The following is a 12,966-nucleotide window of genomic DNA, read 5'->3' on the forward strand; positions in this document are numbered from 1 at the left end:
GTTGCTGCCCCGTACAGGCGGTTTGCACAGGATTCACTGACGCGGCCCCTACACCCGAGTGACCGACGGGTCGAACAGGCGTTGAACCCGGTGACCGACCGCCCCCACCACCGCCCCGCCACCGCCCCCGGGAGCCAGGGAGACCGCCGTGCCCGTACCCCGTAATACCTCCGAGGGACCGCCAGGGTCCGCCGACGACCGGACGACCGATCTCATCCGCTGGGCGGTCTTCTCCTGTCTCCTCGTACCCGTAGTACTCCTTTGGTACGGCACCTCCCTCGGCGGTACCGCCGGCACCGCCCTGGGGCTGGCCGCGGTGACGGCCGTGTGCCGGGTGCTGCTGCGGCAGTCGGAGCGCTGCGCGGCCCGGGTGCCCGCCGAGGAACGCGCGCCGCACACGCACCACCACAGGCGCCCCCCGCGTGCGGGCGCGGGCGTGCATCGAGGCGGACGTCACACCGGGGGAGGCTCACCGGTCGGTTGACCGGTTTCCGCGCACAACCACATCGCTTTTCAGCCAACTTCCCATACCTGTGCATCAGGTTGGCCAAACACCCCCCACCCCCCGTTTGACCTGCGCGGAAAGGGCTTCCAGGACCCCCCGCACCCTACGCAGATTGGCCACTGCCACGAGGCGCACTTCCCTGCGCGTCCCCGTAGTGCAACGCTTCGTGATCGAATGCTTTACGCCAAGTTGCCATGTCGACAATGTGCCGGGTGGAGAACTGGCCACCGCGGCACGACGCGACACAGTAGATTCGATCTTGACTGTCTACGGCGGGGGACTCGTGCAGGACCGAGGGGAAACGTGCAGGAGCGACACAACCGAGGAGCCGCGACCACCGAGGGGGGCTTAGCAGGATGAGCCACGACTCCACTGCCGCGCCGGAAGCCGCTGCCCGGAAGCTTTCCGGGCGCCGCCGCAAGGAGATCGTCGCGGTGCTGCTGTTCAGCGGCGGCCCCATATTCGAGAGTTCCATACCGCTGTCGGTGTTCGGTATCGACCGCCAGGACGCCGGCGTACCGCGCTACCGCCTGCTGGTGTGCGCCGGCGAGGACGGCCCGCTGCGGACCACAGGGGGCCTCGAACTCACCGCGCCACATGGCCTGGAGGCGATCTCCCGCGCCGGGACGGTCGTCGTGCCGGCCTGGCGCTCGATCACCGCGCCACCGCCCGAGGAAGCGCTCGACGCGCTGCGCCGGGCGCACGAGGAGGGGGCCCGCATCGTCGGGCTCTGCACGGGCGCCTTCGTCCTCGCGGCCGCCGGGCTGCTGGACGGCCGTCCGGCGACCACCCACTGGATGTACGCGCCGACCCTGGCGAAACGTTATCCGTCGGTGCACGTCGATCCGAGAGAGCTGTTCGTCGACGACGGCGACGTCCTCACGTCCGCCGGCACGGCGGCCGGGATCGATCTGTGCCTGCACATCGTGCGCACGGACCACGGCAACGAGGCGGCCGGCGCGCTGGCCCGCAGACTCGTCGTGCCGCCGCGCCGCTCGGGCGGTCAGGAGCGCTACCTCGACCGGTCTTTACCAGAGGAGATCGGGGCCGACCCGCTCGCCGAGGTCGTCTCCTGGGCGCTGGAGCACCTCCACGAACAGTTCGACGTGGAGACGCTCGCCGCGCGCGCGTACATGAGCCGGCGCACGTTCGACCGCCGGTTCCGCTCGCTGACCGGCAGCGCGCCGTTGCAGTGGCTGATCACCCAGCGGGTGCTTCAGGCGCAGCGGCTGCTGGAGACGTCCGACTACTCGGTGGACGAGGTCGCGGGCCGCTGCGGCTTCCGGTCGCCGGTGGCGCTGCGCGGGCACTTCCGCCGTCAGCTCGGTTCGTCGCCGGCCGCGTACCGGGCCGCGTACCGGGCCCGTCGTCCGCAGAGCGAGCGCCAGTTGGACAGTGATCCGCCGCCGGTTCCGCTGGGCCCGCCGTCCTCGGGGCTGCACTCCGAGGCGCCGGTGCCCATGCAGGCCCGCCGTACGGCGTCCGTCGGTTCCCCCGCGACCGCCGGACTCGCCCCGGACCACGCGGTCTCCCGCGACCGGGACCCGTACGCCGGCGCCCGCGCGGCCCTGCCGGGGCAGCGCAGCGGAGCGTGACCGTACCGATCGGTCGACCGGTCTGACGCCTGGCCCGGAAGGGGTAGTCCTTCCGGGCCAGGCTTCTGTCCGTCTCGGGGTGCACCTCTCAGGGGGTACCTCCCAGGTCGCGGTACACCCGATCGGTGGATGTCAGCCTTAGGGTGGACGCATGAACGATCGCATGGTGTGGATCGACTGCGAGATGACCGGCCTCTCGCTGTCCGACGACGCGCTCATCGAGGTTGCCGCCCTCGTCACCGACTCCGAGCTGAACGTGCTCGGCGAGGGGGTCGACATCGTCGTCCGCCCGCCGGACGCGGCGCTGGAGACGATGCCGGAAGTGGTGCGTCAGATGCACACCTCGTCCGGGCTGCTGGCCGAGCTGGCGGGCGGTACGACGCTGGCGGCGGCCGAGGAGCAGGTCCTCGCGTACATCCGCGAGCACGTGAAGGAGCCCGGCAAGGCCCCGCTGTGCGGGAACTCCGTCGGCACCGACCGCGGTTTCCTCTCCCGGGACATGCCCGCGCTGGAGTCCTACCTCCACTACCGCATCGTCGACGTCTCCTCCGTCAAGGAGCTGGCCCGCCGCTGGTACCCGCGCGCCTACTTCAACAGCCCGGAGAAGAACGGCAACCACCGCGCCCTCGCCGACATCCGCGAGTCCATCGCCGAGCTGCGCTACTACCGCGACGCCATCTTCGTCCCCCAGCCGGGCCCCGACTCCGACACCGCGAAGTCGATCGCGGCGCGACACGTACTCCCCGCGAGCTAGAGCCGCAGGTCCCCCGGAAGGGGTGCTGGGAAACCCGTGCGCGAGCACCCCTTCGGACCCTGTACACTTTTTCTCGGCCGGTCGGAGAGAAACAAACTCCAGTCGCCGGTCATGGTGGGTGTAGCTCAGCTGGTAGAGCACCTGGTTGTGGTCCAGGATGCCGCGGGTTCGAGTCCCGTCACTCACCCTCATCGGGCTAAGGGCCGATCTGCTCAGGCAGGTCGGCCCTTAGTCGTATGTGTGCTGCGGGATACCTGAGGGGGACGGGTATGAGGCCACCGGATCTTCGGCGGGCGGTCGAGGCGGCGCGGGCCACCGCTTCGGGGCTGGGTCTTCGGGTGGACGACATGCGGGTCGTCCACGACTCCGACCGGGTCGCCCTGCGGCTGCTCCCCTGCGAGGTGCTGGCCCGGGTCGCGCCGGCGGAGCAGGCGGCCGACTCGGCGTTCGAGGTGGAGGTCGCCCGGCTGCTCGTCGGGGCCGGCGCCCCGGTGGGTGGGCTCGATCCCCGGGCCGAGCCGCGCGTCCATGTGCGTAACGGCTTCGCCGTCTCGCTGTGGACGTACTACGAACCCGTGGGGACGGAGATCGCGCCGGACGCCTACGCCGACGTACTCACCCGGCACCACACCGCCCTGCGCCGGATCTCCCTGGACGCGCCCCACGTCACCGATCGGGTCACCACGGCGCTGCGCGAGGTGACCGAAAGAGCTCCCGAACTCCCCTCCGCCGAGCGGGAGTTCTTGATCGGCACGCTCCATCGCCTGGGAGCCGCCCTCGACGCCGACCGCTCCCGCGACCAACTCCTGCACGGCGAGCCGCACTCCGGGAACCTCCTGCACACGAGTCAGGGGCCGCTCCTCGTGGACCTCGGTACGTGCTGCCACGGCCCCGTCGAGTTCGACCTCGCGCATGCTCCCGAAGAGGTGGACGCGTACTGCGAAGGGGCCGACCGTCAGCTGATCCTCCGGTGCCGGGCCCTGAACTGGGCACTGTTCTCGGCATGGCGGTGGCGAGCGGACGACCGGATGCCTGACCGGGAACGACTGCGGGTGGAGGGGCTGGAGAGGGTTCGCTCGGCGCTGGACCGGTGTGAGGGGTAGGGAAGTTGAGGGGCGGGGTCGACGGGAGGGGGCTTCGACCGGGCGCCGGTCCTCCAGCTGCTCCAACTCCCCCAGCTTTTCCGGGAGCCCTACTCCGTCACCCTCCCCCGCTCCCCCGCCAACTCCCGCACGTCCGCGAAGCGTTCCTCCGGGTTCTCCCGGGTCGCCCGGCTGATCACCGCCGCCTGGGCCTCCGTGCCCCGCCATTCGCGTTCCTCGTTCCCCGCGTCCAGCAGCAGGCGCAGGGCACGTCCGAGGACGTACACCGTCGTCCGGGGGCCGATCCAGGAGCCTCGGTGCCACTCCTCGGGGGCCATGAAGCGGCGGGAGCCGGGGAGGCGGGCGGTGGTCAGGCGGAAGGGGGCGGGGCGGTACTCGTCGAGGTCGATGAGGTGGAGGGTCGCGCGGGGGAAGTCGTACAGGAGGGCGCCGTCGTAGAAGTCCACCGGTTGCCAGGCCGCCGACTCCACGGTCAGGTGGGCGTCCAGCAGCGTGTGCAGGGCCCGGTGGATCTCGGGGAGCGACAACCGGCGGAAACGGGACCGGTGTTGGGGCGTGTGGAGCAGGTCGCCACTCCGCCAGGGCAGTACCGCCGCCGGGCCCAGCCGGTGGAGCTGCGGGACGATCGCGGGGTGCCGTACGTCCTGGTGGAACCGCCAGGCCTGGTCCAGCGTGCGGTGCGCCTCCGGGGTCGTCGGGGCCTTCACGAACCAGCGCTCGCCGTCGGGGAGGCGTACACCGTAGGAGGTACACCCCGAGTCCTGCTCGGGTGCCGTGAAGCGGCGGAAGACCTCACCGATACCCGCGAGGTAGCTCTCCAGGGGGACGGGGACGTGCTCGACGTCCAGCAGGGGGTGCGGGGGCATGGCGGGGAGTGTGTCAGCCTCCCCTGCGCCGGTCCACCGAGAAACTGCCGGGTGGGGTCGGGGGTCGTATCGTCGAGATGTGGGCCGTTCGTGTGGTTGGGAGGCTCGGTATGTCGTACCAGGGATGGAGCAGTCCCAGTCCGGTGCCGCCGCCCGCCGCGCCGCGCCGTCGTCGGCTGCGTCGGCCGCACTGGCGGGTGCTGACCTGGGTGATCCTCGCGTTCAACGCACTGATGCTGATCTGGCTCGTCAGCGTGATCAGCACCGCCCCGAGGGACGGGGCGAAGTGCGGGGCGAGCGAATCGTGTCAGACGGTCAACGAGGTCAGCACCACCATCGCTTCCGGCCTCGTCCTCTTCGCCTGGGCCGCCGGTGCCGTCATCCTCGGCGTCGTCTGGCTCGTCACGAACCGAGCCTCGGGCCGTTCCGCGCGGCGTTCGGAGGCGCCTCCCCCGCCGGCGCCTCGCCGATGGTGAGCCCCGGTCGCCGCTGGGCCCCGGCCGGTGGTGCCGGCGTCGTCAGGACGACGCTCGTACCACCAGCTCCGTCGCCACCACGACCTGCCGGCGCTCCAGCCCCCGGGACACCGCCGGGCGGCGGTCCGCGATCTCGGTGAGGAGGAGGTCCAGCATGTGGCGGCCCATCTCCTCGATGGGCTGGCGGACGCTGGTGAGGGGCGGGGCCATGTGGCGGGCGATGGCGGAGTCGTCGTACCCCACGAGAGCTACGTCCTCCGGGGTACGGCGGCCGGCCTCGCGGAGGGCCTGGCGGGCGCCGGCGGCCATCACGTCGGAGCCGGCGAAGACGGCGTCCAGGAGGGGGCTGTGGGCGAGCAGGCGCTGGGTGGCCCGGTAACCGCTCTCCTCCGTGAAGTCCCCGGGCTCGATCAGCGGCTCCCGGCCCGCGTTCTCCATCGCGTCCCGGTACCCGTCGACGCGCCGCTGAGCACCGTACACATCGGGCAGACCGGTGATGTGGGCGATGTGTTCCCGGCCGCGCGAGAGCAAATGTTCCGTGGCGGACCGGCCGCCGCCGTAGTTGTCGGAGTCGACGGACGGCAGCGTCTCGGCGGCGGAGCGGGGGCCGCTGATGACGGAGGGGATCTCCAGCTGGGAGAGCAGGTCGGGGAGGGGGTCGTCGGCGTGCACGGAGACCAGCAGGACGCCGTCCACACGGTGCGCCGCGAGGTACTGCGCGAGCCGCTTCCGCTCCCGGTCGTTGCCCGCGAAGATCAGTAGCAACTGCATCTCGGTGTCGGAGAGTTCGGCCCCGACGCCGCGCAGGATGTCGGAGAAGTAGGGCTCGGAGAAGAACCGCGTCTCCGGCTCGGGGACGACGAGCGCTATCGCGTCGGTGCGGTTGGCGGCGAGCGCGCGGGCGGCCGTGTTCGGGACGTATCCGAGCTCCGCGACGGCCGCCTCGACGGCCGCCCGGGTGGCGTCGCTGACCCGCGGGGAGCCGTTGATCACCCGGGAGACGGTGCCCCGGCCGACCCCGGCGCGCGCGGCGACCTCCTCAAGGGTGGGGCGGCCACCGCTGCGGCCCCGCGCTCCGTGGGTTGCCATGGGCCCCGCCTTCCCTCGTTCGCTACGCACTGGCCTGGAATCTAACAGCCCTGTCCTGACATGAAACGGCCCGCACCACACCCTCGCCAGCGGGACCCGACCGGCCGAAAACCGATGCGCCCCGCTCTCAGTTAACGTCCCGATAACTGAACGCATCTCTCCGCGTCGACGCCCTTGACACCCCCGCCGGAACCGACGACTCTTCAACACATCACTTGTGGGAGCGCTCCCACACTACCTGACACATACACATCCCGCACGTTCCCCGCCCGAGCCGCAGCGAGAAAAGAACGGGCCCAACCATGCAGTTGGCCGGGGGGTCGGCACGTCAGGGCAACAGGAGGACGCAATGCGAGCACGATCCCGAACCTCCCGTCGGGTGGTGGTCCTGGCGGCTGCCGTGTCGCTGGGCGCCGGGCTGCTGGCCGGCTGTGCCGACGACAGCGGCAGCGGCTCCGACGACCCGTCGGCGTCGTCCGGTGGCGGTGGCGGCAAAGGGCAGACGACGATCACCCTCGGTCTCTTCGGTACGCAGGGCTTCAAGGAAGCCGGGCTCTACACCGAGTACGAGAAGCTCCACCCGGACATCAAGATCGCCGAGAACGTCGTCGAGTCGAACGACAACTACTACCCCGCGCTGCTCAACCACCTGACCACCAACAGCGGTCTGATGGACATCCAGGCCATCGAGGTCGGCAACATCGCGGAGGTCGTCGCGACCCAGGCGGACAAGTTCGAGGACATCGGCAAGGCCGAGGGCGTCTCCAAGAGCAACTGGCTGGACTGGAAGTGGTCGCAGTCGACGACCAAGGACGGCAAGACGATCGGCCTGGGCACGGACATCGGCCCGATGGCCATCTGCTACCGCACGGACCTCTTCAAGGCGGCGGGGCTGCCCACGGACCGTGACAAGGTGAGCCAGCTGTGGGCCGGGGACTGGAAGAAGCTGCTGGCCGTCGGTGAGCAGTACAAGTCCAAGGCGCCCAGCGGGACTTACTTCATGGACTCGCCGGGCGGGCTGTTCAACGCCATCACCAGCGGCGAGAAGGAGAAGTTCTACAACGCCGCCGGAGACGTCATCTACAAGACGAACCCCGCGGTGAAGGCCGCCTTCGACCTCTCCGGGGAGGCCGCGCAGAAGGGCCTCGTGCAGCCGGTCGCACAGTTCGAGACGCCGTGGCAACAGTCCATCGCCAACACCAAGTTCGCCACGATCTCCTGCCCGCCGTGGATGCTCGGCTACCTGAAGGGGAAGTCGAAGCCTGACGCGGTCGGCAAGTGGGACGTCGCCCAGGCGCCGCAGGTCGGCAACTGGGGCGGCACCTTCCTCGCCGTCCCGAAGGCCAGCAAGCACGTCAAGGAGGCCGAGGCGCTGGCGACTTGGCTCACCCAGCCCGCGCAGCTCGCCAAGCTCTTCGCCGTCCAGGGCAGCGTCCCGAGCACGCCGGCCGCGTACACCACGCCCCAAGTCCTCGACGCCAAGAACGAGATGACCGGTGACGCCCCGGTCGGCAAGATCTTCACCGAGGCCGCCAAGAACGTGCCGGTCCAGTCGATCGGCCCGAAGGACCAGATCATCCAGACGGGTCTGACCAAGAACGGCGTGCTCCTCGTCGCGACGGGCAAGTCGATCCAGGAGGCTTGGGACAACGCCACCAAGACCATCGACAACAACCTGGACAAGTGACCCGGATGGCCAGTCACGACACCGCCGCGCCCCCCGTGAAGGGGGGCGCGGCCCCGGGCCGCCCCGCGCCCGGTGAACCCTCCGAGGCGGAGAAGCGCCGCCGGGCCCGGCTCTCGCGGCGCTGGCAGCGGGACATCAAGTGGAGCCCGTACACGTTCGTCTCGCCGTTCTTCCTGCTCTTCCTGGCCTTCGGGCTGTTCCCGCTGATCTACACCGGCTGGTCCTCGCTGCACCAGGTGGAGCTGACGGCGCCCACCGACATGAAGTGGGTGGGGCTGCGCAACTACACGCGGATCTTCGACGACGAGTTCTTCTGGAACGCCGCGAAGAACACGCTGACGATCGGCATCATCTCGACCGTGCCGCAGCTGCTGATGGCGCTGGGACTCGCGCACATCCTCAACTACCGGCTGCGCGGCTCGATTTTCTACCGGGTCGTCATCCTCGCGCCGTACGCGACGTCCATCGCCGCCGCCTCGCTCGTCTTCGCGCTGCTCTTCGGGCACGACTACGGGATGATCAACTGGGGCCTGGATCTGGTGGGTCTCGGCCCGGTCGACTGGCAGAGCGACAAGTGGGCCTCGCAGATCGCCGTTTCGACGATCGTCATCTGGCGGTGGACCGGCTACAACGCGCTGATCTACCTCGCGGCGATGCAGGCGATCCCGGGCGACCTTTACGAATCAGCCGCGTTGGACGGCGCGAGCCGCTGGCAGCAGTTCATCCACGTGACGCTGCCGTCGCTGCGGCCGACGATCCTCTTCACGGTCGTCGTCTCGACCATCGGCGCGAGCCAGATCTTCGGCGAACCCCTGCTGTTCGACTCGGGCAAGGGCGCGTCCGGCGGCTCGGAGCACCAGTTCCAGACGCTCGGCCTCTATCTGTACGAACAGGGCTGGGTCAACCAGCACTTGGGCCGCGCCTCGGCGATCGCCTGGACGATGTTCCTGATCCTCATCGTGATCGGCATCGTCAACTACGTCATCTCGCGCCGCCTGCGCGCCAGCAGTGGCAGTTAGGAGTACGACGGTGACGACGACGTTGCCCAAGCCCGCCCCGGAGGAGGCGGCACCGAAGGCCACGCGCCGCCGGCTCGCCAAGTCGGGCCGCGCGGGCGGACAGTTGCACGGCGGCCCGATCGCCTACATCGTCCTCGGACTGTTCACGTTCGGCTCGCTGGCCCCGCTGATCTGGACGGCGGTCGCCGCCTCCCGGGACACCAACCGGCTGGCCCAGACACCGCCCCCGTTCTGGTTCGGCTCCAACCTCTTCAAGAACCTCGACAAGGCGTGGACCGACGCCAACCTCGGCAAGGCGTTCTTCAACACCACGATCGTGGCCGGGACTTCGGCGATCACCATCGTGATCCTGTCCACCATCGCCGGGTTCGCCTTCGCCAAACTCCGGTTCCGGGGGCGGGGCGCGATGATGCTGATCGTCATCGGGACGATGATGGTGCCGCCCCAACTCAGCATCATCCCGCTGTACATGATGGTCGCGAAGCTGGAGTGGACCGACCAGCTCCAGTCCGTGATCCTGCCGTCGCTGGCGAGCGCCTTCGGGGTGTTCTTCATGCGGCAGTACCTGATCCAGGCGCTGCCCGACGAACTCATCGAGGCGGCCCGGGTGGACGGGGCCGGCAGCTGGCGGATCATCTGGCACATCGTGTTCCCCGCCGCGCGGCCCGCGATGGCCGTCCTCGGCATGCTGACGTTCGTGCAGTCCTGGAACGACTTCCTGTGGCCGTTCCTCGTCCTGAGCCAGACCGGCAACCCCACGGTCCAGGTCGCCCTGGCCGCACTCGGCCGCGGCTACACCCCCGACCAGTCCCTCATCATGGCCGGCGCCTTCCTCGGTACCGTCCCCCTCCTGCTCGTCTTCGCGATCTTCGGCAAGCAGATCGTGGGCGGGATCATGCAGGGAGCGGTCAAGGGCTGAACTCCGTGACTCCGCAACGGAGTTCGGGTACGGCCTCCCAACGCGGGGCAGATGTACGAACGGCCGGCGGGCCGGGACGAGCCGTACGGCCCCGTCGACGCCGCCGGGAGCCGGGCCGACGTCGCCCCGGCTCCCCGCCCGGCCCAAGTCCCCGGTACCGGGCGGGGGTTGCCTCCCCTCGGCCCAACTCCGCCCACCCATCCCCCACTTGCCGAACCCCGCAGGCTCGCCCCACCATCCCCCCTCCACTCTCCGTCGGTCTCGACGACCACCTATGGGAGCGCTTCCATGTCTGAGCCCATTACCCCCGTCTCCTTCCCCTCCACCTTCCTCTGGGGCGCCGCCACCTCCGCGTACCAGATCGAGGGGGCGGTGCGGGAAGGCGGCCGTACCCCGTCGATCTGGGACACCTTCAGCCGTACACCGGGAAAGACCGCCGCAGGTGAGACCGGTGACATCGCTGTCGACCACTACCACCGCTACCGCGACGACGTGGCGCTGATGGCGGAGATGGGCCTGTCCGCGTACCGCTTCTCGGTCTCCTGGTCGCGGGTGCAGCCCACCGGGCGCGGGCCCGCCGTCCAGGTCGGCCTGGACTTCTACCGGCGGCTCGTGGACGAGCTGCTCGCGGCCGGGATCAAGCCGGCGCTCACGCTCTACCACTGGGACCTGCCGCAGGAGCTGGAGGACGCCGGGGGCTGGCCGGCCCGGGACACGGCGCTGCGGTTCGCGGAGTACGCGCAGATCGTCGGCGAGGCCCTCGGGGACCGGGTGGAGCACTGGATCACTCTCAACGAGCCCTGGTGCAGCGCCTTCCTGGGGTACGGCTCCGGAGTGCACGCGCCGGGGCGGACCGACCCGGCCGCCGCGCTGAAGGCCGCCCACCATCTCAACCTGGGCCACGGGCTGGCCACTTCGGCGCTGCGGTCCGTCATGCCGGCCCGTAACTCGGTGGCGCTCAGCCTCAACTCCCATGTCGTACGGCCCCTTTCGCAGGACCCGGCCGACCTCGCCGCCGTCCGCAAGATCGACGACCTCGCGAACGGGACCTTCCACGGGCCGATCCTGCACGGCGCGTACCCGGAGAGCCTGCTGGCGGCGACCTCGTCCGTCACCGACTGGTCCTTCGTCCAGCACGGGGATCTGCGTACCGCGAACCAGCCGCTCGACGCGCTCGGGCTCAACTACTACTCGCCGACGCTGGTCTCGGCGGGCGGGGCGGTGGCGCCGGGGAAGCGGGCCGACGGGCACGGGGCCAGCTCGCACACGCCCTGGCCGGGCGCCGACGACGTCGCCTTCCACCAGACGCCGGGCGAGCGGACGGAGATGGGCTGGACGATCGACGCGACCGGGCTCCACGAGCTGATCATGCGGTACACCCGGGAGGCGCCGGGGCTGCCGCTCTACATCACCGAGAACGGTGCCGCCTACGACGACAAGCCGGACGCGGAAGGGCGGGTGCACGATCCCGAGCGGATCGCCTATCTGCACGGGCATCTCGCCGCGGTGCGGCACGCGCTGGCCGACGGGGCCGATGTCCGCGGGTACTTCCTGTGGTCGCTGCTCGACAACTTCGAGTGGGCGTACGGGTACGGGAAGCGGTTCGGGGCGGTGTACGTGGACTACTCGACGTTGGCGAGGACTCCGAAGTCGAGTGCGCGGTGGTACGGGGAGGTGGCTCGGACCGGGGTGCTTCCGGGGGCGGAGCCGGGGGTCGGCGGGGCGGCGTAGCTCGTCGGAGGTATGTGGCTCGGAGGCATGCGGCTCGGAGGTATCCGGCTGTCGCGTGGCTCGGAGGTACTACGGGTACTCGGGGTGCGGCACGTGGAGGGGACGTGCCGCACCCCGTCCGGGCTCGTCCGGGCTCGTCCGGTCTCACAGGGGCCGCTCAGGGTCCCCGCAGGCGCCTCTCAACTGCCGGGAGTTCCCTGGTCGTACGGGTGATACCCGTAGATCTTCGGGAGGACGGCATGGGGTTCATCACGCTGGTGGTGCTCGGGGTGGTCATCGGCGGGGCGGTGATGTTCGCGAAGCGGCGGGAGGTTCGGGGGGTGGCACCGTCGTACGGGTCCTACGGGTCTCACGGGGCGCCCGAGGGGCCGTACGACGTGGGGGTGGACGCCGCCGCCGAGGCTCATCGGTGGGTCGAGCGGCTCGGTGGGGCGATCTCCACGCTGGACGCGGGGAGCGATCGCGCGGCCCGGCAGTGCCTCGCGGACGCCGCCGAGCGGCATCGGGCCGCCCAGGGGCAGTCGGCCACCGCCTACTCCCCCGCCCAGTACGCCCTGGTGACCCGAACCGCTCTGGAGGGGCTCCACCATGTGCGGGCCGCGCGGACGGCCCTGGGGCTCGATCCCGGTCCGGCGCTGCCCGCGGCGAACGAGGAGGTGGCCTCCGGCGGCGAGGTGAGGGTCGGCGGGCGGACGTACTCCGCGTCGGCCGTTCCGGGGGCGGACACGCCGTACTACCACCCGGGCGGGGTGGTGGGCGGGCGGGCCGTTCCGGGTGGGTGGTACAGCGCGCCGTGGTGGAAGACGGCCGCTGTCGCGGGGGCGGCGGGGGTGGGTGGGATGTTGTTGGCGGATGTGCTGCTGGACGGGTTTCATCACCATCCGCACGGGCCCGGGGGCGGGGCGGGGCCTGGGGGGTTCGGGGGGCCTGGGGGCTTCTGAGGGGGGTGGGTTTCAGGGGGTCGGGGCTCTGAGGGCACGCCCACACCCGCACGCCGACGCCCGCACGGCCGCACCCGCTGAGGCGGAGACGTGTCCGCCCCCTCGATCCGCACGCCCGCACGGCCGCACCCCGGCACCCCGGCACCCCGCACGCTCATACCGGCATCCTGCGTCCCAGGACCTCACACCCCTACCGCCCGCGCCCGCACCCCGCACGCCTCACAGCCACGCCCCACGCACCCCACACCGGCCACGACTCACGCGCCGCACTCGGCACGCGC

Annotated in this window: 12 protein-coding genes and 1 tRNA gene; 11 read left to right on the top strand and 2 right to left on the bottom strand. The window is 70.7% G+C overall.

Annotated features, from left to right (window positions below; translation table 11 throughout):
• Positions 1 to 148: 148 nt before the first annotated feature.
• The 5 genes from ABZX85_RS25960 (at position 149) to ABZX85_RS25980 (ending at position 3,957) form a co-directional block, all read left to right on the top strand.
• Positions 149 to 484: a hypothetical protein gene (locus tag ABZX85_RS25960; protein ID WP_355873081.1), complete on the top strand. Its 336-nt coding sequence runs from the start codon at positions 149 to 151 to the stop codon at positions 482 to 484.
• A gap of 377 nt (positions 485 to 861) precedes the next feature.
• On the top strand, positions 862 to 2,100 hold the full coding sequence (locus ABZX85_RS25965; protein ID WP_355873084.1) for a helix-turn-helix domain-containing protein: 1,239 nt from the start codon (positions 862 to 864) through the stop codon (positions 2,098 to 2,100).
• Positions 2,101 to 2,251: 151 nt separating this feature from the next.
• Positions 2,252 to 2,854: an oligoribonuclease gene (gene orn, locus ABZX85_RS25970; RefSeq protein WP_355873087.1), complete on the top strand. Its 603-nt coding sequence runs from the start codon at positions 2,252 to 2,254 to the stop codon at positions 2,852 to 2,854.
• Between the two features lie 114 nt (positions 2,855 to 2,968).
• A tRNA-His gene (locus ABZX85_RS25975) sits at positions 2,969 to 3,041 on the top strand.
• Positions 3,042 to 3,123: 82 nt separating this feature from the next.
• Positions 3,124 to 3,957: an aminoglycoside phosphotransferase family protein gene (locus tag ABZX85_RS25980; protein ID WP_355873090.1), complete on the top strand. Its 834-nt coding sequence runs from the start codon at positions 3,124 to 3,126 to the stop codon at positions 3,955 to 3,957.
• An 89-nt stretch (positions 3,958 to 4,046) separates the two neighbouring features.
• Here ABZX85_RS25980 and ABZX85_RS25985 read toward each other — a convergent pair whose 3' ends face one another.
• Positions 4,047 to 4,823: a serine/threonine protein kinase gene (locus ABZX85_RS25985; protein ID WP_355873092.1), complete on the bottom strand. Its 777-nt coding sequence runs from the start codon at positions 4,821 to 4,823 to the stop codon at positions 4,047 to 4,049.
• 110 nt (positions 4,824 to 4,933) lie between these two features.
• Here ABZX85_RS25985 and ABZX85_RS25990 point away from each other — a divergent pair, with 110 nt between their 5' ends.
• Positions 4,934 to 5,299 (top strand): hypothetical protein, encoded by a 366-nt coding sequence (locus tag ABZX85_RS25990; RefSeq protein ID WP_355873095.1) that lies wholly within the window; start codon positions 4,934 to 4,936, stop codon positions 5,297 to 5,299.
• A 42-nt stretch (positions 5,300 to 5,341) separates the two neighbouring features.
• Here ABZX85_RS25990 and ABZX85_RS25995 read toward each other — a convergent pair whose 3' ends face one another.
• Complete coding sequence (locus tag ABZX85_RS25995) at positions 5,342 to 6,388, bottom strand: LacI family DNA-binding transcriptional regulator (RefSeq protein ID WP_355873096.1); 1,047 nt, start codon at positions 6,386 to 6,388, stop codon at positions 5,342 to 5,344.
• 349 nt (positions 6,389 to 6,737) lie between these two features.
• Between ABZX85_RS25995 and ABZX85_RS26000 the strand changes: the two genes are divergently transcribed.
• The 5 genes from ABZX85_RS26000 to ABZX85_RS26020 all read left to right on the top strand — a co-directional run bounded on the left by ABZX85_RS26000 (position 6,738) and on the right by ABZX85_RS26020 (position 12,685).
• Positions 6,738 to 8,075, top strand: a complete 1,338-nt coding sequence (locus ABZX85_RS26000; protein ID WP_355873099.1) for an extracellular solute-binding protein — start codon at positions 6,738 to 6,740, stop codon at positions 8,073 to 8,075.
• Between the two features lie 5 nt (positions 8,076 to 8,080).
• Entirely contained in the window at positions 8,081 to 9,094 is a 1,014-nt protein-coding gene (locus ABZX85_RS26005; RefSeq protein WP_355873101.1) for a sugar ABC transporter permease, read from the top strand.
• A 10-nt stretch (positions 9,095 to 9,104) separates the two neighbouring features.
• Complete coding sequence (locus tag ABZX85_RS26010; RefSeq protein ID WP_355873104.1) at positions 9,105 to 10,013, top strand: carbohydrate ABC transporter permease; 909 nt, start codon at positions 9,105 to 9,107, stop codon at positions 10,011 to 10,013.
• 288 nt (positions 10,014 to 10,301) lie between these two features.
• The gene (locus ABZX85_RS26015; RefSeq protein ID WP_355873107.1) at positions 10,302 to 11,744 is read left to right on the top strand and encodes a GH1 family beta-glucosidase; all 1,443 of its coding nucleotides are present in this window, start codon (positions 10,302 to 10,304) and stop codon (positions 11,742 to 11,744) included.
• A gap of 239 nt (positions 11,745 to 11,983) precedes the next feature.
• On the top strand, positions 11,984 to 12,685 hold the full coding sequence (locus tag ABZX85_RS26020; protein WP_355873109.1) for a hypothetical protein: 702 nt from the start codon (positions 11,984 to 11,986) through the stop codon (positions 12,683 to 12,685).
• Positions 12,686 to 12,966: the final 281 nt, after the last annotated feature.

The organism is Streptomyces sp. NPDC004539, assembly GCF_040610055.1.
GTDB lineage: Bacteria > Actinomycetota > Actinomycetes > Streptomycetales > Streptomycetaceae > Streptomyces.